Raw genomic sequence first — 18,829 nt, forward strand, 5'->3', positions numbered from 1 at the left:
GGCCCTCACCCGATCCGCCCCCGCCTTTGCCTCAGGTGAGCAGTTCGACCGTGCCGCGTTCGCCGTCCACCCTGACGCGGTCGCCGTCGCGCAGCCTCATGGTGGCGTTGCCGGTGCCGACGACGGCGGGGATGCCGAGTTCGCGGGCGACGATGGAGGCGTGGGAGAGGGGTGCGCCCATGTCCGTCACCACGGCCGCCGCCCTCGGGAACATCGGCGTCCAGCCGACGTTCGTGAGCGTCGTCACCAGGATCTCGCCCGGTCCGAGCCGGTCGCCGTCCTCCGGCCCGATGATCACCCGGGCGACGCCCTCGACCACGCCGGGCGCGCCGGGAAAGCCCGTCACGATGTCACTGATAGGGGCGCCGCCGCCGCGCGCGTCGTAGAGGTCGCCGCGCCGGTCCGGGTCGGCGGCCCAGCGGATCGGGTCGAAGCGGCCGACGATCAGGGCGGGGTACGGCGGCAGCGCGGCGTAGCGCTCATAGGTCGCCCGCCGCACCGGCACCTGCTCCAGCGGGGTCTCGTCGCCGTGGAGCACGGCGAGGATCTCCTCCCGGGACAGGAAGAACATCGCATCGCCATGTCCGGTGAGCTCGCCGGCGCGGACGGCGAACGCGCGCACGACCCAGAAGGCGCGCACGACCTCCGACCGGGCGGACTCACGGTCACGCACGACGGCGTTCCAGCGCCGCACCTTGGCCCGCGTCCCGGCGAGCCTGCGCGGGTAGCGCCGGGCGAAACGGGCCCACGCCTCCTCACGGGCCCGTTCCTGGCGGGCCAGCAGCGCCTCGGTGTCCACGCTGGAGTCGCGCAGCCCGGCGAGCTGCGCGTCGATCCAGGCCGGGTCCTCGCCGGGGCGCGGCATGGAGATCTCGAACTCGTGCGGGCCGCGATGCCCGTACGCGCGGGCGAACTCCGCACAGGTGATCTCGCCCCTGGCCAGTTCGCCGAGCCCGGTCAGCAGGCCGAGGCTGGCCAGCTCGCCGTCCACGTTGACGCCGGTGAGCATGGCCTCGGCGTCGAGGTCGCCCACCAGCCGGCGCAGCCTGTCGCGGGTGAAGACCAGCGTGGCGCCGCCCTGCCTGCCCGCCGCCTCCAGCATCCGACAGGCCGTGACCAGGTGCGGCTCCCCCTCGCGGGTCCACAGCCCGGCCAGCTCCGGGCCGGTCCGGGCGCCCGCGACGGCGGCGCGGAGCTCCTCGCACCGCTGCGCGGCGGTGGCCAGGAACGGGCGCAGCCCCCTGATGTTGGCGCGCACCCGCCTGCGCACGCGTACGGCCGCCGGGAGGACGCCCTTGACGATCTCCCAGCGGGAGGCCGTCAGCAGGGGCACGTCCAGGCCGGGCGGCAGCTTGCCGAACACGTCCTCGATGGCGCTCAGCCGGCTCTGCATGCCCAGCGCCCTGGCGGCGGAGAAGGCGACGCTCAGGTTCATGTAGAAGCGGCCGCCGATGTTGCCGATCAGGTCGAAGCCGGGCAGGACCGAGGCGGACATGGCCTCGCTGATGAACAGCTGGACGAACGACCAGGTGGCGGGCGTCATCACGTCGGGGATGGCCTCGCCGAGGTTGCCCGCGGTCCACAGATGGTCGCCCTTGAGGCTGTCGTTCCACTCCTCGACCCGCTGCCCGATGGCGGTGATCGGGCGGGCCTGCACGATGGCGAACGCGCCGCCGCTCCTGGCCCACTCGACGTCCATGGGCGCGCCGTACAACTCCTGGACCCGCGCGCCCAGCGCGGCGAGCTCCAGGGCCTGCGGCTCGGTGAGCACGGGCGCGTGGCGCAATTCCTCCGGCGTCGGCCGCTCGTGCGTGCCGTCGGGGGTCCGTACGGTCATCACGGCCTTGTCCCCGGTACGCGTCTGCGTGATCTTTCCTGCGGACACCACGATCGTGTCGGGGGTGACCTGACCGCCGACGACGGCCTCGCCGAGCCCCCAGGAGGCGTTGATCACGGTCTCGGCGCGGTCGCCGGTGACGGGGTTCGCGGTGAACATGACGCCCGCCGCGTCGGCGTCGACCAGCGCCTGGACCACCACGGCCAGCGCGACGTCGTCGTGCGGCACGCCGTTGTGGTCGCGGTAGGCGATGGCGCGCGGGTTCCACAGTGAGGCCCAGCAGCGCCGGACCGCGTCGAGCAGCGCCTCGCCCCGGATGTTGAGGTAGGTGTCCTGCTGGCCGGCGAACGACATGTCCGGCAGGTCCTCGGCCGTCGCGGAGGAGCGGACAGCCACGGCCACGCCGCCACCCGCGACCTCGCCGCCCACCGCCTCGGCCCCTGCCGCCTGGTCGCCCATCGCCTCGTAGGCCGCGAGGATCTCGGCGGCGAGGTCGGCCGGGAGGTCCCGCGCGGCGAACAGGGCCGCGATGCCGGCGGCGTCGGCCTGGAGCAGCTCGTCGCGGAAGTCGGCGACGAAGGTCCGGTAGGCGTCGGTGGTGATGACGAAACCGCCGGGAACGGGCAGTCCCGCCCTGCTCAACCTGGCCAGGGACGCGCCCTTGCCGCCCGCCGTGGCGAGGTCGGCGGCGGCGTCGCCGAGAGGCAGCACGGTCTTCACGTCTCACGCTCCGCGATGCCGAGGCTGAGCGCCAGCTTGCGCCGGGCGACGTCCTCGACCGTGTCCAGATAGACCTTCGTGGCGGCCGCCACCCCGTCGGCGGCGGCTCGGTCCGCCGGAGCACCCGCGCTGAGCGCCCGGTCGGCGGTGTCCGCGATCAACTCCGGCAGCCGGTCGTCCGGCACCCGCACCGGCTCGGCCAGCAGGCCCTGGGTGAACAGGAATCCGTACAGCACCGAGGAGACGACGGCGAGCTGCTCGGCGGGCGTCCGGTCCGCGCGGGCCACGCCCAGCCCGGTCAGCGCGCCGAGGTAGGTCTCGAACGCACTGGTCAGCACGGGTGTGGTCACGCTCTCCTGCTTCTGCTTGCCGAGCCTGCCGAGCACCTCGGCGTCGCCGAGCAGCAGCGCCCGCATCAGGGGCCGCCGCAGCAGCGCCTCGGCCAGCCCACCCACCACCTCGCGCAGCGTCCCGGGAGCCGTGGCGCGGACCTCCTCCAGCAGGAGCACCCGCTCCCGGCGGAGCAGCGCGGCGAAGAGCGCGTCGCGGGTCTTCCAGTGCAGATAGATCGTGCCCTTCGCGACGCCCGCCTGCTTGGCCACGTCGTCGATGGTGGTCTTGTCGTAGCCCCAGCGGAGGATCAGCTCCGCGGCGGCGTCCAGGATCCGGTGCGCCCGCTCCACCTGCCGGACCGGATCCTGCGGCGGTCGTCCAGCCTTGACCATAGCTCGCCCCCAAATGTTTGACTGGATGAGCGTATATGGTCATTAAATAGAAATCAAAGTTTGGTGAGGAGCGCCTCCGCCTCGGCGGCGAACAGGTCGTCGCCGGTGGCGACCGCCTGCTCCAGCAGCCGTCGGGCGGCTGGCAGGTCGCCGTGCTCGTAGCGGATCTCCCCCAGCCGGCAGGCGGCCTCGGCGACGAGGCCGGGCCGGTCCGTCAGGTTGAGCGTCAGTTCGTAGAAGCGCAGCGTCCCGTCCCGGTCGCCCAGCCAGTAGCAGAGCTCGCCGAGGTGCGCCGCCGCCATGGCCGACTCCGCGTCGCCCGAGTCGATGACCCGCTGGTACCAGCCGAGCGCCTCGGGGAAGTCACGCTCGCGCTTGGCCAGCGCGCCCAGGTGCATGGCCGCCACCGCGGCGACGTGCCCCTCGGCCGCCGTCACGGCCCTGAGATACCAGGCGCGGGCGCGTACGCCGTCCTCCTCGTGGAAGGTGCCGCCGAGGGCCACCATCGCCCTGGCGGCCAGGTCGGCGTCGCCCGCCTCCAGCACCCGCTCGTACACCTGCCGGGCCTGATCCACCTGCCCGTCGCCGACCAGGGCCTGCGCCAGCACGGTGAGCGCGGTCGGCTCGCCGCTCGCGGCCGCCGCGTGCAGGGTGCGCAGCGACGCCTCGGTGTCGCCCCGCTCCTCCTGCAGCAGGCCGAGCAGGCTGCCGAACACGCCGTGGGCCGGGCCGTCCGCGTCTCCCGCCCGGCGCTCGGTCAGGGTGTAGAACGCCGCCGTCTCGCCCTGCTCGTCGAGCAACTCCAGCAGCCTGCCGCCGGCGACGAACCGCACGTCGGCGTCCTCGTGCTCGTTCAGCCGCTCGTATACGGCCCTGGCCTCCCCCGTCTCCCCCAGCTCCGCCAGCCGCCCGGCGACCTCGATCTCGGTGTACGGATCGGCGCCGGCCAGCGCGAAGTAGCGGCGCACGGCGGCCGGGTCGGCACAGAGCCCGCCGAGCCGCCGTGCCGGTTCGGCGGCGTCGGCGCCGAGCCTGGACAGCATCCGCACGGCGAGCGTGTGCTCGCCCCGCTCGCAGGCCTGCCCGGCGATGATCACCAGGTTGGCGGACGCGGCCCCCGCCTCCTCCGACCGCGGATGCGCCCGCACCGCCGCCGCGAACGCGTCGGCCGCCCCCAGCGGGTCACCGTCCTCGTGCAGCCAGCAGCCCAGCTGAAAGCCCGCCCGCGCGGCGGCGTCCGGGTCGTCGGAGCCCACGGCCAGCATCGCCTGCTCGGCCGCGGCCGCCGTGTCCCCCGTCGCGCGCAGCGCCCGCGCCAGGTCGCCGCGGATGGACGGCACCGCGTCGGCGTACCCGGCCTCGATCGCCTCGCGGAACCTCACCGCCGCGCCGTCCTGGTCACCGGCCGCCCGGCACGCCTCACCCCACGTCCAGTGCCCCATGGCCACGGTCTCCGGATCGCCGCTGGCGACGGCCTGCCCCGCCCTGCCGGGGATGGCGTCGTACTCCTCGTGCCGCACCAGATGGACCAGCAGGTGGCGCAGGCTCTCCAGGTCCCCCGCCGACACCCCCGACTCCAGCGCCCGCCGCGCCTCCCCCACGTCGCCGCGCTCCTCCTGCACCTCGGCGAGGTGTACGGCGGCGGCCGGCATCGCGGCGGTCAGCGCCTCGACCGCCCCCTCCAGATCCCCGCGCCGCGTGCGCGCCACCCCGATCCGACGCCAGGCCGGCTCCGCGCTCTCCGCCTCCCGCGTGGCGGGCAGCAGGCACAGCTCGGCCCTGCAGTGCTGCCCCTGACGGACGAGCAGCTCCCCCAGAGCGACCCGTGCCCGCCCTGCCACGGCCGAATCGCCCAGCTCGACCACCAGCCTGTACAACTCCTCGGCCGGCTCGGCACCCTCCAACGCCCCGGCCACGGCCACGACCTCCGCGAACGCCTCCGCCGTCGCCCCCTCGGCCAGCAGCCGGCGCACCTCCGGCACGTCACGCGCGTCCAGCGCCAGCAACAACTCGGCCCCCGCCCCCGACCCGGTCAGCTCCGTCAACGCCGCCACGGGCGCACTTCCAGGGTCGGTGCCCGTTTCGGCCGCAGTCGCGGTCGCCTCCTCGGGAGGGACGGTGGGCGTGGTCGGCGTGGTGAGGGCGGTGGTGGCGGCTGTCAGGTGGCCGTGGGCGCGGAGGAAGCCCGCGAGGTGGAGTGCCCCGGCGTCGCCGAAGGCTTCGTCGAGCACCTCCCGGGCCTGGGACAGCTCACCGGCGGCCACCAGGACCTCGCCGAGTCCGAGGGCGGAGCGCTGGTCGGCCGGGTTCAGGGCCAGGGCACGGCCGTACGCCCGCGCCGCCGCGTCGTACCGCTCCAGGGCTTGCCAGGCGCCGCCCAGGCTCTGCAGGGCCAGGGCCGCCATGGGCTCGTCCGCGCCTTCGGCGGCGTGCTCCCAGGCTGAGATCGCGCCGGGCCGGTCACCGGTCTCGTCGCGGAGTGCGCCCAGGTAGCAGGCCGTCTCCTGCTGGAGGCCCGGGTGTCCCGCCTCCAGGGCGAGCGACAGGGCGGCGTCGGCGGCCGCCCGGTCGCCGGCGCGCTGCCACGCGTGCGCGGTCTGCACCGCCAGCATGGTCGCCAGCCACTGCCCGCCGTCGGCCGGGATGGCGGCGAGGGACCGCGCGGCGACGGCGAAGTCCCGATCGAGCAGCGCCCTGGCGTAGCGCCCCGTCTCCCCCTGCTCCGGATCGTCGCCGGGCACCAGGGCGAAGGCCGCCCGCGCCCCTTCGACGTCGTCGAGCCGGACCCGGGTGAGACCGAGAAGCCAGCCGCTGCGAGCCGTGTCACCCTCGGCGACCAGCCGCTCGTACAACCGCCCAGCCGCCAGCAGGTCCCCCTGCCGCTCAAGAACCTGCAGCAGCCCGGCCGCCGCCGCCTTGCGCAGCCCCTCATGCTCGGCCGCGAGCGCCTCCCCGTAAGCGGCCCGCGCCTCACCGTAGGCCGCCCGCTCCTCGCCATAGGGCCCCAGCGCCCCGCCGTACGAGCCCGACATCCCGCCGTACGGACCCGGCACCTCGCCGTACGGACCCTGCGCCTTGCTGTGAGGGGCCGGCGCCTCGCTGTGAGCGGCCCGTGCCGCAGCGGGCTCGCCGGCCACCAGGTCGGCCAGGCCGTACGCCACCCAGGGCGCGAGCACCGGGTGACCGTGGGCGCGTGCCCGGCGCAAGAGGTCGATCGCCTGTTCCCGCTGGTCGTGGCCGAGGAGGAGCTCCTTGTAGACCACGGCCGTGTAGGACAGGGCGAGCGGGTCACCGGAGGAGGCGGCCGACTCGAACAGCCTGGCCGCCTCCGACAGGTCGTACCCGACCGCCACCAGCACCTGGGCGTAGACGGCGGCGGCCAGGCCGTTCGCCGGGTCGTGGTCCAACGCGGCGCGGTAGCGGATCAGCCCTTCCTGCCGGCCCAGCCGCTGGTGGTCGACGATCGCCCGCAGCACCGGGTGCGGGTCGTCGTCGCCGGAGGTGCGCAGCAGGTGCAGGAGGAAGGCGGCGTTGAAGCCCTGAGCCACGTCGTGGCCCTGGGCGACGTAGGAGAGCAGCTCGTCGGCCTGCTCCCGGTCCCCTTCGCCGATCTCCAGCTCGGCCAGCGCCACCATGGCCCTGATCGACTGGGTCTCCGCGCCGGAGTCGACGGCCCCGCGCAGCAGCCGCCGGGCCTCCTCGACCTCCCCGGCCCGCAGCCGCTCCAGCCCGCTGTCGGCGTCCTGGAGCGCCTGCTCCTCGGCGGGGTCGGCCATGGGCCGCCGGCGCGCGTCCTGGTCGAGCAGCAGCGCCGCCTTGAAGGCGGTGTCGGGGTCGGGGTGCGTGGCCGCCGCCCTGACCAGCTCCATGGCGGGTTCGTACGACGAAGGGTGCTGGTCCAGCAGCAGCGCGAGCAGGGTGACGCAGGGGGAGGACCACGGCGACTCCCCCGCTTCCAGTACGGCGCGCAACGCGGTCAGGGCCTGGGCCGCCTCGCCCGCCTCGGTGTGCAGCTGGGCCAGGCAGGCGTGCGCCTGGACGGCGTACTCGCGCTGGCCGCTGGCGATCACCCGGTGGAAGATCGCCCTGGTCGTCTCCTCGTCGCCGAGCTGGGCGAAGACCTTGGCCTGCTCCAGGAGCGCGGGCAGGCGCAGCTCGGGCCGCGGGTCCTCGGCCGCCCTGGCGTAGGCGTCGGCCGACTCGGTGTACTCGCCGAGGTTCGCCAGCGCCGCGCCGAGGAGCTTGTACGCCATGGCCAGGTGTTCGGGGTGGCCCACGGCGACGGCGTGCTCGCACACCTGGCGGGCCGCCTCGTGCTCCTCCTCCTCGGCGTACAGCTGGTAGAGCCTGAACGCCGACAGCGACACCACCTCGGGGTCGCCGCAGGTGAGGAGCCGCCGGTAGTCCTCCTCGTCCTCGGCCACCTCGTACAGCTCGGCCGCCGTGGCGGCGGTGAGGAAGGCGAATTCCGGCAGTTCAAGGTGGGCGGCCAGCTCCGCGACGGCGGGGCTGTCACAGCGGCGCGCCCGCCTCAGTGCCGCCTCGGCGCCCGCCGCGTCGCCCAGCTCCGTGCAGACCAGCACCAGCGCTGTATCGGCCAGTGCCGCCACCTCGAAGTCGGCGCCGTCGGCCGCGATGGACAGCACCCGGTGCGCCGCGGGCCACTCGCAGGCGCTGACCAGCATCAACGCCATGGCGATGGCCGAGCGCTGGGCGAACACCGGGTCGTCGGAGAGGATCACCGACCGGTGCGCGGCCTCGGCCCCGTCCAGGTCGCCCATGTCCTGCAGAAGGCAGGCCAGCAGGTGTGACGCCTCGGGGTCGCCGGCGGCCGCGACCTCCCGGAACAGCGCGGCGGCCCCGTCGAGATCTCCCGCTTCCCAACTCCGCATGGCCGGCCCGAGCCGTTCTGACGTCATGTGTCCACTCCTTGTATAGCTTTAAAGTGAAAAAACTACACATATGGCCACTTCGAGCACAGGGCTATCCGGATATCGCGAGTCCCGCGACGGGTGGGGCAGGCCGCGCCGTAGCGTAGACCTCATGGCAAAAGCGTTCTGGATCGACCAGGAGTTCGACAGGGACCGTGACGGGCGCTTCTCCGTGCACGTACGCAAGAATCTCGAAGAGTTCGAGTGGGGCGACATCGCGCCCGTCAGGTTCGCCTGCGCGGCGTGGCGGCTCGCCACGCCGCCGTCGCTGTCACCGGGCTACGTGCGCTGGGACCGGCGGGTCCTGGAGGCCATCTGCGTCCGCAACACCTGGGACGGCACGCTGAACGCGCGCATCAGGGTCGCCTCCCCGCTGCCCGCGCAGCTCACCAGCTCCCGGACCTGGTGGCGCGACCGCGGCTGGCTCGGCTGGCAGGAGGTCTTCGGCCAGTACGTCGAGCCGACGCAGCAGGACCTGGCCCGGCACCCCTTCGTACGGGCCAGCCTGCTCATCGAGGTCCCGGTGCCGCTCGCCGACCTGCCACCGGAGCCGGAAGGCCCCCACGACCAGGTGGAGCAGAGCGCCGCGCGCGCGGTGACGGTGCTGGTGCGCGAGCTGAACGAGCTGGTCACCCCCGTGCTCGACCAGCTCGGCTAGGACGCGGAGACGAGATGCGCCGGCCCAGACTCGGCGTACCTGCTGTCCCAGGTGGAGTTCCGCGAGAGGTTGGTCGTTGGCGGTACCGCCAACGTACACTCGCAGGCATGAGCGCCGGACATGCGCACGAGGAGCTTCACCACCTGGTGGATCAGCTATCGCCCGACCAGGCGCGTCGCCTCTTGCGATTGGTCAAGACCGACCCTGAACTCGTCCATGTCTCAGACGAACACGACGAACCGGTACGTCGTCGCCTCTCTATCGCCGGCATCGGGGCGTCCGGTGAGGGCGATCTCTCGGAACGGGTCGAAGATCTGCTGGCGGAACGGTTCAATCGGTCAGTGTGATCGCTGTTCTTCTGGATACAGGCCCCTTGATCGCGGTAGTCGATCGAGATGACAAGCATCACGCTTCCTGCGTCCGGCTGCTGGAAAGCTGGAACGGACCACTGCTCCTGCCGTCTACGATCTTGATCGAGGCTGGCTGGACCATCAATCGACACATGGGTTCGTCCGTACACGCTTGACTTCATCCCACCAGACGTTCAGCGAATGGCCGAACTCGTCCGCACGTATGAGGACGCACGCCTCGACCCCGCCGACGTGTCCGTCGTTGCGATCGCCGAGCGGCTCGCGATCACACATATCGCAACCCTTGACCGTCGAGACTTCTTGCTGATGCGCCCTCGCCATGTGCCGGCGTTCAGGCTGCTGCCAGAAACACTGCTGTGAAGGGGAGCGCGTGGGTTGCTCGTACCTGCGCCGAACCGCACCTCCGCCGGCTGCGGCTCAGGTGGCGCCAGGCGGGCGTCGTCGGACGGGCGGGCACGTTCCCACCCAGGCCGACAACTACGGCTAGGCGCCCGTGGAGCCGTCGATCAGTTCGCGCAGGATGTCCAGGTGGCCGTTGTGGCGGGCGGTCTCCTCGGTCATGTGACCGATCACCCAGCGCAGGGTGAGGTGGCCGCCCTTGCTGTCCTTGCCCTTGGACAGGGTGTCCAGGTCGACGCCCGCGATGCGCTCCCGTACGCGCTCGCACTGCGCCTCGTACTCCACCAGGAGGCGTGCCAGCGGCATCGTCAGCGCGACCTTGAACTCGGCGTCAGGGTCCTCGTCGGTCCACGGCCCCCGGTCCTCGTCCCCGAAGAACATCACCTCGAACCACCAGTGCTCGTTCCACCGCAGGTGGTTGACGATGCCGGCCACCGACATCAGCGGCGAGGTGGGCAGGGGCGTCCTTCTGGCGTCCTCGCTGCCCAGCCCCTCGCATTTGTGGATCACCGTCGCACGGACGTAGTCGTGGAAGGTGGTCAGTGTGGTGCGCTCGTCCCAGGAGGTCGGCGTATCGGTCCTCTTCATCGGACCAGCATGCCCGATCTTCAAATGGGTAGCAGCAGCGTATGCGGATCACCCTCGCTGTCGCGCTCGCCGCGGTGCTGGTCGCCGGCTGTTCGGTCGACACGGCCGGGCCGGCCCGCGCGGCCGAAGGGTTCCACAGCGCCCTCGCCTCCCAGCAGTTGGACGCCGCCTGCGCCATGCTCGCGAAGCAGACCGCCGACAAACTGCCCGATCCCGGCCAGAGCTGCGCGGAAGCGCTGCGTGAGCTGAACCTGGGCGCCGGCGGCCCGGTCACCGAGGTGAGCGTCTGGGGCGACGAGGCCCAGGTCCGGCTGGCGGGCGACACCCTGTTCCTGCGTCACTACCGGGACGGCTGGCGGGTCAAGGCCGCCGGTTGCGAGCCGGTGCACGATCTGCCCTACGAGTGTGAGGTGGAGAACTGATGCGGGTGATGTTCACCCTGACCGTGGCCGTGATCGTGACCGGCCTGGTCTTCTTCTTCCTGATCGGGCTGGCGCACCAATGAGCCGGATCAAGGACAACGCGCTCTCGGTGACGTTCCTGGCGCTGTTCCTGATCTGCCTGGCCGGTCAGGGGCTGGCGGGCATGCTGCACTACAACGAGCGGCAACTCGTCGACGGCGGGCAGGCCAACTCCTATCTGGAGTACGTGACCTCCTCCTCCTTCGCCGTGGACGTGGCGGAGAACTGGCAGTCGGAGTATCTGCAGTTCCTGCTGTTCATCATGCTGACCATCTGGATGGTGCAGCGGGGCTCGCCGGAGTCGAAGGAGCCCGGCAAGGAGGGCGCCGAGTCCGACGAGGAGCAGCAGATCGGCCGCCACGCCAGGGCCGACTCGCCCGCCTGGGCCAGGGCGACGGGCTGGCGGCTCAGGCTCTACAGCAACTCGCTGGGGCTGGCGATGGGGACCGTCTTCCTGCTGTCGTGGCTGGCGCAGTCGGTCGCCGGGCTGGCGTCGTACAACTCCGAGCGACTCACCGACCTGCGCGATCCCATCGGATGGAGTTCGTACGTCACTTCGCCGGAGTTCTGGGACCGGAGCCTGCAGAACTGGCAGTCGGAGTTGCTGGCGGTGCTGTCGATGGTGGTGCTCTCCATCTATCTGCGCCAGCGCGGCTCACCCGAGTCCAAGCCGGTGGGGGCGGCGCACTCGGCGACGGGGGTCGAGGGCTGACCGGTGACGACCGCGACGATCCGGGTGCCGCGGGGGAAGGCGCCCTGCCGTACGAGGTCGAGAATGCCGTACAACATCTTCGCCACATACACCCCCTCCACCCGATATTTCGCGATGAATCCGTTCAAAGTGGGTGTGGTGCGGGCGTAGCCGCCGAAGTGGTAGTCGAGGTTGATCGACCAGTTCGACCAGACCCGCCCGTACGCCTCCCGCTGCAACCTGGCCACCTCCCCCATCAGGAACCCGGCCCCCTTCAGCACCGCGAACCCGAGCGCCCGCCTCCCCTCGGGCAGCCCCGCCGAGATCCCGGCCAGCGTGCCCCCGGTCCCCACCGGGCAGCAGATCACGTCGTAGTCCCCGGCGACCTCCCCGGGCAACTCCCCCGGCAGCTCGGCGCACCCGCGCACGGCCGCCGCGTTGCTCCCGCCCTCGGGCAGGATCGCCACGTCCCCCCACCGCGCACGCAGCCGCGCCTGGATCTCGGGGGTGTGCTTGAGCCGGTACGACGTCCGGTCCAGGTAGTCGAGCCGCATCCCGCAGGCCACGGCGTGGGCCAGCGACGGGTTCAGCGGCAGGTGCTCCTCGCCGCGGATCACCCCGATGGTCTCGAACCCGTGCCGCAGACCCGCCGCCGCCACGGCCCTGATGTGCCCGGAGTAGGCGCCGCCGAAGGTGAGGATCCGGGCGGGGCCGAGGTTGTAGCGGAGCTTGCGCGCCTTGTTGTCGTCGTGCACCAGGAAGACCCGTACAGCGCCCAGCGCGGGATCCAGCAGCTCCTCCACAGCCCTCCTCGTGCCGTTCCGCCGCCCGTTGCCGCTAGTCTACGGTCGGGCCATTGTTGAGGAGTGTTGGGTTATGCGCGTTGTTGAAGCTTTTCGTGCCGCGTTCGGCTCGGACCCCGAGACCGTCTGGCGCGCTCCCGGCCGGGTCAACCTGATCGGCGAGCACACCGACTACAACGACGGCTTCGTGCTGCCCTTCGCCGTCCCGTGGGGCGTCACGGCCGCCGTGAGCCCGCGCCCGGACCAGACGATCCGCCTGCTGTCCCTCCAAGGCTCCTCCACCGAGCCCATCACCCTGGCCACCCGCGAGGAGGCCACCGGCTGGACCCGCTACGCGGTCGGCGTCCTGGCCATGCTCGGCGACCGGGTGCGCGGGGCCGACATCGCCCTCGACGGCGACGTGCCGCAGGGCGCCGGCCTCAGCTCCAGCGCCGCCCTGGAGGTGTCCGTCGCCTCGGCGCTCAACGAGCTGCACGGCCTCGGCATGACCCCCATGGAGATCGCGCTGCTCAGCCAGCGGGCCGAGAACGACTTCGTCGGCATGCCCTGCGGCATCATGGACCAGGCGGCCTCGGCGCTGTGCGAGGAGGGCCACGCGCTGTTCCTCGACTGCCGCACCCTGGGCTCCCGTTCCATCCCGCTCGACCTGGCCGCCCAAGGGCTGCGCATTCTCATCATCGACACGCAGGTGCACCACGAGCACGCCGGCGGCGAGTACGCCAAGCGCCGGGCGGAGTGCGAGTCGGCGGCCCGCAAACTGGGCGTCGCCTCGTTGCGCGACGTCACCGACCTGGCGGGCGCGCTGGAGCGGCTGCAGGGCGACGAGCGTAAGCGCGTCATGCACGTCGTGACGGAGAGCCACCGCGTGGAGGCCCTGGTCGGGCTGCTGCGCGCGGGCGCCACGAGCGAGATCGGCGCGCTGCTGAACGCCTCACACCTGTCGCTGCGCGACCAGTACGAGGTGTCCTCGCCGGAGCTGGACGTGGCCGTGGAGGCGGCCGTGCGCGGCGGCGCGAAGGGGGCCCGGATGACGGGCGGCGGCTTCGGCGGGTCCGCGATCGCCCTGGTCGGCGAGGACCGGCTGGACAGCGTGCGCGAGTCCGTCCTCGCCGCCTACGCCGAGCGCTCCTGGACGCCACCCCGCTTCCTGCCCGCCACCCCGGCGAAGGGCGCCCACCGCCTGTCCTGACGACTCACCCGTGTGTCCTTACGGGCTCAGAGCGGGGGGAAGTCGGGGTCCCGTCGCTCCAGGAAGCTCGCCACGCCTTCGGCGAAGTCGGGGCGCTCGAAGGAGGCGAGCATCTCCTGGGTGGCCGCCTTCGCCGACTCCTCCAGGCTCGTCGTCCAGTCGGACCAGATCTGGCGCTTGATGATGGACATCGACGTCGGCGAGCTGTGCCGGGCCAGGTCCCTGGCATAGGCCTGGGCGGCTTCCAGGAGCTCGCCGGGCGGCAGGGCCCGGTTGGCCAGCGACAGCGCGACGGCCTCCCCACCGGTGAAGGTCCGGCCCGACAGCAGGAGGTCCATGGCCTTCTGCTGGCCCATGACGCGCGGCAGGATCCACGACAGGCCGTACTCCGCGATGAGCCCGCGCCGGGCGAAGGCGGTGGTCCACTTGGCCTCTTCCGAGGTGAAGACGAGGTCGCAGACCAGGGCGTGGACCATGCCGAGGCCGGCGCAGGCGCCGTTGACGGCGGCGATGATCGGCTTGCCGATCGTGGTGGGGAAGGTGGCGGGCCGGGGGTCCGGCGGCTCGGCGTAGGTGCCCGCCTGGATGGCGGTCAGCGCCTCGAAGTCGGCGCCGGAGCAGAAGCCCCTGCCCGCCCCGGTCACCACGACGGCCCGCACTTCGGGGTCGCGCTCGGCCTGGGCCAGGAGGTCGAAGTATCGGCGCCCCATGGCGTCGGTCCAGGCGTTGAGCCGCTCCGGGCGGTTGAACGTGAGGGTCAGCACGCCTCGGTCGAGCGAGGACAGTACGAGTTCGGCCATGAGGCAACAGAACCATGTTCTAGGACGGGGACGCAAGGTCAGTGGCCTGTTGAGGGGTGCGGGGAGGACGGGGACGCAAGGTCAGTGGCGCGGCATGAAGGTGGGGGTGAGGGTGGGGTTGTCGTAGGAGCGGTGGAAGACGGGGGTCGCGCCGCCCGAGATGGGCGGGACGATCCACGACCACTCCGCCGGGCAGGTGCGGCCCGCCTTCTCCTCGCGCTCCAGATGGGTCAGGAACCGGCCGGACTCCGTGTGGTGGTCCGTCATGGTCACGCCCGCCGCCTCGAAGGAGTGCAGCACCGCCACGTTCAGCTCCACCAGCGCGTGGTCACGCCAGAGCGAGCGCTCGGTGGAGGTGTCCAGGCCGAGCCGCTCGGCGACCACGGGAAGCTGGTCGTAGCGGTCGGTGTCCGCGAGGTTGCGCGCGCCGATCTCGGCGCCCATGTACCAGCCGTTGAACGGCGCGCACGGATAGCAGACGCCGCCGATCTCCAGGCACATGCCGGAGATCGCGGGCACGGCGTGCCAGCGCAGCCCGAGGTCGGCGAACCAGGCGTACACCGGATGCGTGATCGGCACCTCCAGCACCGCGTCGCCCGGCAGGTTGCACAGCAGCGGCTCGCCCCGGCCGGGGTCGATGATCAGCGGCAGCACGTCGAACCTGCCCAGCCCGCCGTGCCACCCCAGCCCGCGGGCCAGGGCGGTGAACTCGATCTGGCGGGGGTCGCCGATGATCGACCCCTTCCTGGTCCGGTGCCCGGCGTAACGGATGAGCTGCTCGTTCAGCACACGCGGGGCCGGGTGGCCGGGCCGGTCGGGCGGGAACACGGTGATCGTCGGCCTGATCCGGCCGTCGCCCGTGGCCTCCCGCAGGTGGGCGACGCACTCCAGGGCCACCCCCTCCGCGCCGGTGACGTCCCGACGGTCGCGCACGCGCAGCGACTGCCAGTACAGGCGGCCGATGCAGCGGTTGCTGTTACGCCAGGCCACCCGGGCGCCGAACTGCAACTCCTCGAAGGTGTGCGTGTAGGTGCCGTGGCGGGTGATGTCCCGGGCCACGTCACGCAGGCGCGCGTGCATCCCGCCGTCGGTGGGGTGCTCGGCGTGGAAGAGCCTGATGAAGCGCTCCGCCTCGCGGAAGTCGGCCACCCGCTCCATGAGGGGCGGGGCGTCGAAGGGGCGCAGGGATCTGATCCAGGTAGGCACGCAGCAACCAGCACTTTTCGTTTCACGGAGCACCCCGCCGATTCCGGGTCGGCGACGCCTCCTGCCGGCGGCGTCCCTTTCCACGCCACCTCGTCGGCTTTGTCCGCGGCAGCCGCGCCGGTCATGGGGCTGACCGGCGCGGCGATCCCCATCCTTAACCCTCGAAGCCCCGCTTGTCCGGCGAAACGCTGAAACGTGTGACCTACCAACTACAAGGAGTGAAAATCCGCTCCCATCCTCACGCGCCGCGTCGCCGTACAACACCGAGCGCCGCCTGCGTCTCGGCGGCGGCGTCGCCGGTGCTCCACCGGCAGGCCGGAGTCCGTGGCCGGCCGGCGCAGCGCCTCCGCCAGGGTCAACCCGTCCAGCGCGGGCGGGGTGAGTGCGTCGATGAGGGCGCGGGTCCCGGCGAGGTCGTCCCTGGCGGTGCGCTTGGCCAGCGCCACGTGCCGGTCCGTGCCGGACTCCAGCAGCATGACGATGGCGGCGAACCCCAGGGCGAGCGTGTCGTGGGTCACCGGCCAGCCGCTCCCGCTCGGCCAGCACGCCGGCCTGCCTGCTGACGGCGGCGAGCGCGTCTCTGGTGCGGTCGAGCTCGGCGATGGGACATCCCGGCGGGGCCGGCAGCGGGATCGTGGTCACCAGAACAGGAAGACATACCTCGCGGTCATGGTGGGCGTGACGATGGTCTACGGCGCGGTGATCGCGATCATCGCCATGCTCGGCCTGACGACATCGCTGTCATCGCCGCGATCGGCGCCGTCATCCTGGGCCTGGGCTGGTCACTCCTCGGCGTCCTGAGCAAGAGCGACAGCGCCTCCTGACAGCACCGAGCAGGAGCGTGAGTGCGCCGGACACCACCGGACCTGCGGGCCCGCTCGGCAGGCGAACTTCTTTGCGAGCCGACCGCCTGCCGACCCAGAACAAGCGAAAACCCCCGGACCAGGGGGTCCGGGGGTTTTCGATGCACTGGCTCCCGCGAGAGGACTCGAACCTCTAACCTGCCGGTTAACAGCCGGCTGCTCTGCCGTTGAGCTACGCGGGATCGTACGATGGCGCTGATCGGCGGGGGGTTGGCCCGTCCGTCGTGCGCAGGAATAGATTAGCGCACTCGCGGAGTGCGTGTCGCATCGTGATCGGGGTAGGGCCGTGGGAGCGGAGGTGCAACATGCGATATCGAATGCCATTCGTCATGGGACTGGCTGTCGGCTACGTGCTCGGCAGCCGGGCAGGCCGTGAGCGATACGAGCAGATCAAGCGGACGGCACAGCGTGTGGCCGACAACCCGAGGGTGCAGGAGGCCGCGGGGGTGGTCGGGGCGCAGATGTCGAAGGCCGGGGAGACGGCACGGTCCAAGGTGGGCCCGCTGCAGGAGCGGATGCCGTTCAGGAATCGGCACCGCCACGACGGGGAGGCCGGCACGGGCTGGCCCGAGGAGACGCCGGCCGAGCCGAAGGCGGCCGGGCAGAGCCGGATGCCTTACTGATCGGTGCGCATGGGCGTGTCGTCTCTCACACGCCCATGCTGCGCCGCAGCCCTTCGAGAGCCTGTTCGGCCAGGGCGCGCAGGCCCGGGTCGTCGGGGTCGAGGCCGTCGTCGAAGACGAGTGTCCAGCCCACCATCTCGCCCGAGGGGCGGCGTCTGGCCACCAGCCGCACGCCGCCGCGCCCGGGCAGGTTCACGTGCTTGTTCACCACGATGGTGGCGTTGACCCGCTCGCGCACGGTCTCGGGCAGCAGCCGCGGCTCCGGCACGAGCGCCCGGCGGCTCTGGCCGTCGATGGTGAGCAGGCGCAGCCCTTCTTCGTCCCAGGACGCCTTGTCGACCGTCTCGTACGGCACCCGGGTGCCGTCGGCGAGGTACAGGGCCAGGTCCGTGGCCACCACGTAACCGTCGCCCGCGGCGGGGCTGAATGTCAGCACCCGCTCCCCCGGCAGCGTGGCCAGGGACTTGCGTACGTCGGCGGGCAGGCGGCGGAAGGCTTTCATGGCTCCACGGTATCGGCGAGCAGGTCGAGGGTGAGCGCCGCACTCCAGGAGAAGTCCCTGCACCCCCGGCCGCTGCCGTCGAACGGGTCGAAGCACTCGCGGAAACCGGCCTGCCGCACCAGCCGCAGGGTGCCGTTGGCGAGCTGCCGGCTCAGGGGTTCGAGCGCGTGCACGGCCGCCGCGTGGCGCAGGAGCCAGTTGGTGTTGACCCAGGAGGGGCCGCGCCAGTAGCGGGTCCGGTCGAACGTGGCCGCGCGGATCTCGCAGCTGGGCACGGGGTAGCCGGTCGCGCCCATGAACCGGGCCGACTCCAGCATGTCGACGGCGGCGCTGACGTGCCCGCTGGGCAGCCCGGGGTCGAGCAGCGGGCCGAACGCACCCACCGTGCAGACTTTGATCAAGCTGTCGGTACGCAGGTCGCGGGCGTAGAAGAAGCCGTCCCACAGGCGTTCGAGCAGCGCGTGCCGGATGCGCTCCGCCTGCTCGGCGTGCGGTTTGCCGTCGGCGCCGGTCAGCGGCGCGAGCTCGGCCATGGCCTGGCAGGAGGCGAGCCAGATCCCGTTGAACATCGGGTCCTCGATGGCGAACGGGTGCTCGTCGCGCAGATACTCGGGGCGGTAGCCGGCGTCACGGTAGCGCAGGGCCAGCCAGACGTAACGGTCGTGGTCGCTGTCCGGGTGCCGCTCGGCCAGCTCGATCTTGCGGTAGCCGTACCTGATCTCCGGGAGCGCGGCGAGCGGCTGGTCCCAGGCGGGGCTGTCGTCCATGCCCGACTCCCAGGGGTGCACGATGGCGGCCAGGCCGCCGCCGCCGAGGTCGCGGGCGCTCGCGAGGTAGGCGTGCTGGGCGGCGATGGCCGGGAAGACGCGCCTGACAAAAGCCACGTCGCCGGTGTGCCGGTAGAGCCACCACAGGGCCAGCCCGTGCAGCGGCGGCGCGGTGAGGCCGGAGGTCAGCACCGGTGGCGCGGCCTCGTGGTCCTGTGAGCGCCAGACGGGCGGGCCGGGGAAGTACGCCTCGGGCGTGTGGAAGACGATGTGCGGCAGCATCCCGGTCGCCCACTGCCCCTGGAGCAGGCCGAGCAGCTCGGCGCGGGCCCGGTCGGGGCGGTGCCTGGCCAGCCCGATCACCACGAACGCGGAGTCCCAGCTCCACTGGTGGGGGTAGAGGCCAGGCGCGGGCACGGTGGCGCATCCCGTCCAGTTCGCCTCGAGCACGGACAGCGCCTCGCGCCCGAGGGCAGCGTCGTCGACCGCTGGCCGCGCCTCCATCAACCCACTATGCGCCGGGATGCACCAGGACGCTATGTCCTTTTAGCCCACTTCGACAGGAACATCACGCCGAGCGCCACGGCACCGATGATGAGGCCCCACTTGACCAGACCGAAGACGAGGCCCATGAGAGGGCCTATGAGGAAGAGGGCGGCGATGATCGCCGCGATGATAAGAAGAATTCGTCCCAT

At 72.1% G+C, this 18,829-nt stretch carries 19 protein-coding genes and 1 tRNA gene; 8 read left to right on the top strand and 12 right to left on the bottom strand.

What is annotated here, in order from left to right:
- Positions 1 to 31: 31 nt before the first annotated feature.
- The 3 genes from ACTMTF_RS09730 to ACTMTF_RS09740 are packed head-to-tail and all read right to left on the bottom strand — an operon-like array spanning position 32 to position 8,201.
- A complete protein-coding gene (locus tag ACTMTF_RS09730) occupies positions 32 to 2,557 on the bottom strand; it encodes a PEP/pyruvate-binding domain-containing protein (RefSeq protein WP_441110297.1) in 2,526 nt (841 codons plus the stop codon).
- The gene (locus ACTMTF_RS09735) at positions 2,554 to 3,282 is read right to left on the bottom strand and encodes a TetR/AcrR family transcriptional regulator (protein WP_441110298.1); all 729 of its coding nucleotides are present in this window, start codon (positions 3,280 to 3,282) and stop codon (positions 2,554 to 2,556) included. The genes ACTMTF_RS09730 and ACTMTF_RS09735 overlap by 4 nt, the downstream gene beginning before the upstream one ends.
- A gap of 53 nt (positions 3,283 to 3,335) precedes the next feature.
- Entirely contained in the window at positions 3,336 to 8,201 is a 4,866-nt protein-coding gene (locus ACTMTF_RS09740; RefSeq protein ID WP_441110299.1) for a tetratricopeptide repeat protein, read from the bottom strand.
- A 124-nt stretch (positions 8,202 to 8,325) separates the two neighbouring features.
- On the opposite strand from ACTMTF_RS09740, the gene ACTMTF_RS09745 reads away from it, so the two are divergent.
- From ACTMTF_RS09745 to ACTMTF_RS09755, 3 genes are all read left to right on the top strand, one after another.
- Entirely contained in the window at positions 8,326 to 8,871 is a 546-nt protein-coding gene (locus tag ACTMTF_RS09745) for a hypothetical protein (protein WP_441110300.1), read from the top strand.
- A 107-nt stretch (positions 8,872 to 8,978) separates the two neighbouring features.
- Positions 8,979 to 9,218: a hypothetical protein gene (locus ACTMTF_RS09750; RefSeq protein ID WP_441110301.1), complete on the top strand. Its 240-nt coding sequence runs from the start codon at positions 8,979 to 8,981 to the stop codon at positions 9,216 to 9,218.
- Positions 9,219 to 9,422: 204 nt separating this feature from the next.
- Positions 9,423 to 9,602 carry a hypothetical protein gene (locus ACTMTF_RS09755; protein ID WP_441110302.1) on the top strand — a complete coding sequence of 60 codons (180 nt, stop codon included), beginning with the start codon at positions 9,423 to 9,425 and terminating at the stop codon, positions 9,600 to 9,602.
- A gap of 123 nt (positions 9,603 to 9,725) precedes the next feature.
- On the opposite strand, the gene ACTMTF_RS09760 is transcribed toward ACTMTF_RS09755, so the two are convergent.
- Positions 9,726 to 10,229 carry a DinB family protein gene (locus ACTMTF_RS09760; RefSeq protein WP_441110303.1) on the bottom strand — a complete coding sequence of 168 codons (504 nt, stop codon included), beginning with the start codon at positions 10,227 to 10,229 and terminating at the stop codon, positions 9,726 to 9,728.
- A gap of 41 nt (positions 10,230 to 10,270) precedes the next feature.
- On the opposite strand from ACTMTF_RS09760, the gene ACTMTF_RS09765 reads away from it, so the two are divergent.
- Positions 10,271 to 10,651, top strand: coding sequence for a hypothetical protein (locus ACTMTF_RS09765; RefSeq protein WP_441110304.1), 381 nt, complete (start codon positions 10,271 to 10,273; stop codon positions 10,649 to 10,651).
- 79 nt (positions 10,652 to 10,730) lie between these two features.
- Positions 10,731 to 11,402 carry a DUF6766 family protein gene (locus ACTMTF_RS09770; RefSeq protein ID WP_441110305.1) on the top strand — a complete coding sequence of 224 codons (672 nt, stop codon included), beginning with the start codon at positions 10,731 to 10,733 and terminating at the stop codon, positions 11,400 to 11,402.
- On the opposite strand, the gene ACTMTF_RS09775 is transcribed toward ACTMTF_RS09770, so the two are convergent.
- Positions 11,327 to 12,184: a 1-aminocyclopropane-1-carboxylate deaminase/D-cysteine desulfhydrase gene (locus ACTMTF_RS09775; RefSeq protein WP_441110306.1), complete on the bottom strand. Its 858-nt coding sequence runs from the start codon at positions 12,182 to 12,184 to the stop codon at positions 11,327 to 11,329. The two genes, ACTMTF_RS09770 and ACTMTF_RS09775, sit on opposite strands and share 76 nt — an antisense overlap.
- 73 nt (positions 12,185 to 12,257) lie before the next feature.
- Between ACTMTF_RS09775 and galK the strand changes: the two genes are divergently transcribed.
- Positions 12,258 to 13,373 carry a galactokinase gene (gene galK, locus ACTMTF_RS09780; protein ID WP_441110307.1) on the top strand — a complete coding sequence of 372 codons (1,116 nt, stop codon included), beginning with the start codon at positions 12,258 to 12,260 and terminating at the stop codon, positions 13,371 to 13,373.
- Positions 13,374 to 13,399: 26 nt separating this feature from the next.
- Here the strand turns inward: galK and ACTMTF_RS09785 are convergent, their stop codons facing one another.
- The 3 genes from ACTMTF_RS09785 to ACTMTF_RS09795 form a co-directional block, all read right to left on the bottom strand.
- On the bottom strand, positions 13,400 to 14,173 hold the full coding sequence (locus ACTMTF_RS09785; protein WP_441110308.1) for an enoyl-CoA hydratase-related protein: 774 nt from the start codon (positions 14,171 to 14,173) through the stop codon (positions 13,400 to 13,402).
- Between the two features lie 81 nt (positions 14,174 to 14,254).
- On the bottom strand, positions 14,255 to 15,379 hold the full coding sequence (locus ACTMTF_RS09790) for a nitric oxide synthase oxygenase (protein WP_441110309.1): 1,125 nt from the start codon (positions 15,377 to 15,379) through the stop codon (positions 14,255 to 14,257).
- A 209-nt stretch (positions 15,380 to 15,588) separates the two neighbouring features.
- On the bottom strand, positions 15,589 to 15,897 hold the full coding sequence (locus ACTMTF_RS09795) for a hypothetical protein (protein WP_441110310.1): 309 nt from the start codon (positions 15,895 to 15,897) through the stop codon (positions 15,589 to 15,591).
- Between ACTMTF_RS09795 and ACTMTF_RS09800 the strand changes: the two genes are divergently transcribed.
- The gene (locus ACTMTF_RS09800) at positions 15,884 to 16,180 is read left to right on the top strand and encodes a hypothetical protein (RefSeq protein ID WP_441110311.1); all 297 of its coding nucleotides are present in this window, start codon (positions 15,884 to 15,886) and stop codon (positions 16,178 to 16,180) included. The two genes, ACTMTF_RS09795 and ACTMTF_RS09800, sit on opposite strands and share 14 nt — an antisense overlap.
- Before the next feature lie 169 nt (positions 16,181 to 16,349).
- Here the strand turns inward: ACTMTF_RS09800 and ACTMTF_RS09805 are convergent.
- Positions 16,350 to 16,424: transfer RNA gene (locus tag ACTMTF_RS09805), tRNA-Asn, on the bottom strand.
- A gap of 123 nt (positions 16,425 to 16,547) precedes the next feature.
- Between ACTMTF_RS09805 and ACTMTF_RS09810 the strand changes: the two genes are divergently transcribed.
- Positions 16,548 to 16,865 (top strand): YtxH domain-containing protein, encoded by a 318-nt coding sequence (locus ACTMTF_RS09810; protein WP_441110312.1) that lies wholly within the window; start codon positions 16,548 to 16,550, stop codon positions 16,863 to 16,865.
- A 25-nt stretch (positions 16,866 to 16,890) separates the two neighbouring features.
- Here ACTMTF_RS09810 and ACTMTF_RS09815 read toward each other — a convergent pair whose 3' ends face one another.
- Genes ACTMTF_RS09815 through ACTMTF_RS09825 form a run of 3 tightly spaced genes read right to left on the bottom strand, consistent with a single transcriptional unit; the run spans position 16,891 to position 18,829 of the window.
- Positions 16,891 to 17,367, bottom strand: a complete 477-nt coding sequence (locus ACTMTF_RS09815; protein ID WP_441110313.1) for a hypothetical protein — start codon at positions 17,365 to 17,367, stop codon at positions 16,891 to 16,893.
- A complete protein-coding gene (locus tag ACTMTF_RS09820) occupies positions 17,364 to 18,638 on the bottom strand; it encodes an amylo-alpha-1,6-glucosidase (protein ID WP_441110314.1) in 1,275 nt (424 codons plus the stop codon). Before ACTMTF_RS09820 ends, ACTMTF_RS09815 begins: the two co-directional genes overlap by 4 nt.
- 32 nt (positions 18,639 to 18,670) lie before the next feature.
- Entirely contained in the window at positions 18,671 to 18,829 is a 159-nt protein-coding gene (locus ACTMTF_RS09825) for a hypothetical protein (RefSeq protein ID WP_441110315.1), read from the bottom strand.

The sequence above is a fragment of the Nonomuraea sp. ZG12 genome (assembly GCF_052068115.1).
Classification (GTDB): domain Bacteria; phylum Actinomycetota; class Actinomycetes; order Streptosporangiales; family Streptosporangiaceae; genus Nonomuraea.

Excerpts from the sequence above, each read along its gene's own strand:
- ACTMTF_RS09820 (WP_441110314.1), bottom strand. The coding sequence starts at position 18,638 with ATGGAGGCGCGGCCAGCGGTCGACGACGCTGCCCTCGGGCGCGAGGCG.
- ACTMTF_RS09810 (WP_441110312.1), top strand. The coding sequence starts at position 16,548 with ATGCGATATCGAATGCCATTCGTCATGGGACTGGCTGTCGGCTACGTG.
- ACTMTF_RS09760 (WP_441110303.1), bottom strand. The coding sequence starts at position 10,229 with ATGAAGAGGACCGATACGCCGACCTCCTGGGACGAGCGCACCACACTG.
- ACTMTF_RS09755 (WP_441110302.1), top strand. The coding sequence starts at position 9,423 with ATGGCCGAACTCGTCCGCACGTATGAGGACGCACGCCTCGACCCCGCC.
- ACTMTF_RS09750 (WP_441110301.1), top strand. The coding sequence starts at position 8,979 with ATGAGCGCCGGACATGCGCACGAGGAGCTTCACCACCTGGTGGATCAG.
- ACTMTF_RS09740 (WP_441110299.1), bottom strand. The coding sequence starts at position 8,201 with ATGACGTCAGAACGGCTCGGGCCGGCCATGCGGAGTTGGGAAGCGGGA.
- ACTMTF_RS09770 (WP_441110305.1), top strand. The coding sequence starts at position 10,731 with ATGAGCCGGATCAAGGACAACGCGCTCTCGGTGACGTTCCTGGCGCTG.
- ACTMTF_RS09745 (WP_441110300.1), top strand. The coding sequence starts at position 8,326 with ATGGCAAAAGCGTTCTGGATCGACCAGGAGTTCGACAGGGACCGTGAC.
- galK (WP_441110307.1), top strand. The coding sequence starts at position 12,258 with ATGCGCGTTGTTGAAGCTTTTCGTGCCGCGTTCGGCTCGGACCCCGAG.
- ACTMTF_RS09735 (WP_441110298.1), bottom strand. The coding sequence starts at position 3,282 with ATGGTCAAGGCTGGACGACCGCCGCAGGATCCGGTCCGGCAGGTGGAG.
- ACTMTF_RS09785 (WP_441110308.1), bottom strand. The coding sequence starts at position 14,173 with ATGGCCGAACTCGTACTGTCCTCGCTCGACCGAGGCGTGCTGACCCTC.
- ACTMTF_RS09765 (WP_441110304.1), top strand. The coding sequence starts at position 10,271 with ATGCGGATCACCCTCGCTGTCGCGCTCGCCGCGGTGCTGGTCGCCGGC.
- ACTMTF_RS09825 (WP_441110315.1), bottom strand. The coding sequence starts at position 18,829 with ATGGGACGAATTCTTCTTATCATCGCGGCGATCATCGCCGCCCTCTTC.
- ACTMTF_RS09815 (WP_441110313.1), bottom strand. The coding sequence starts at position 17,367 with ATGAAAGCCTTCCGCCGCCTGCCCGCCGACGTACGCAAGTCCCTGGCC.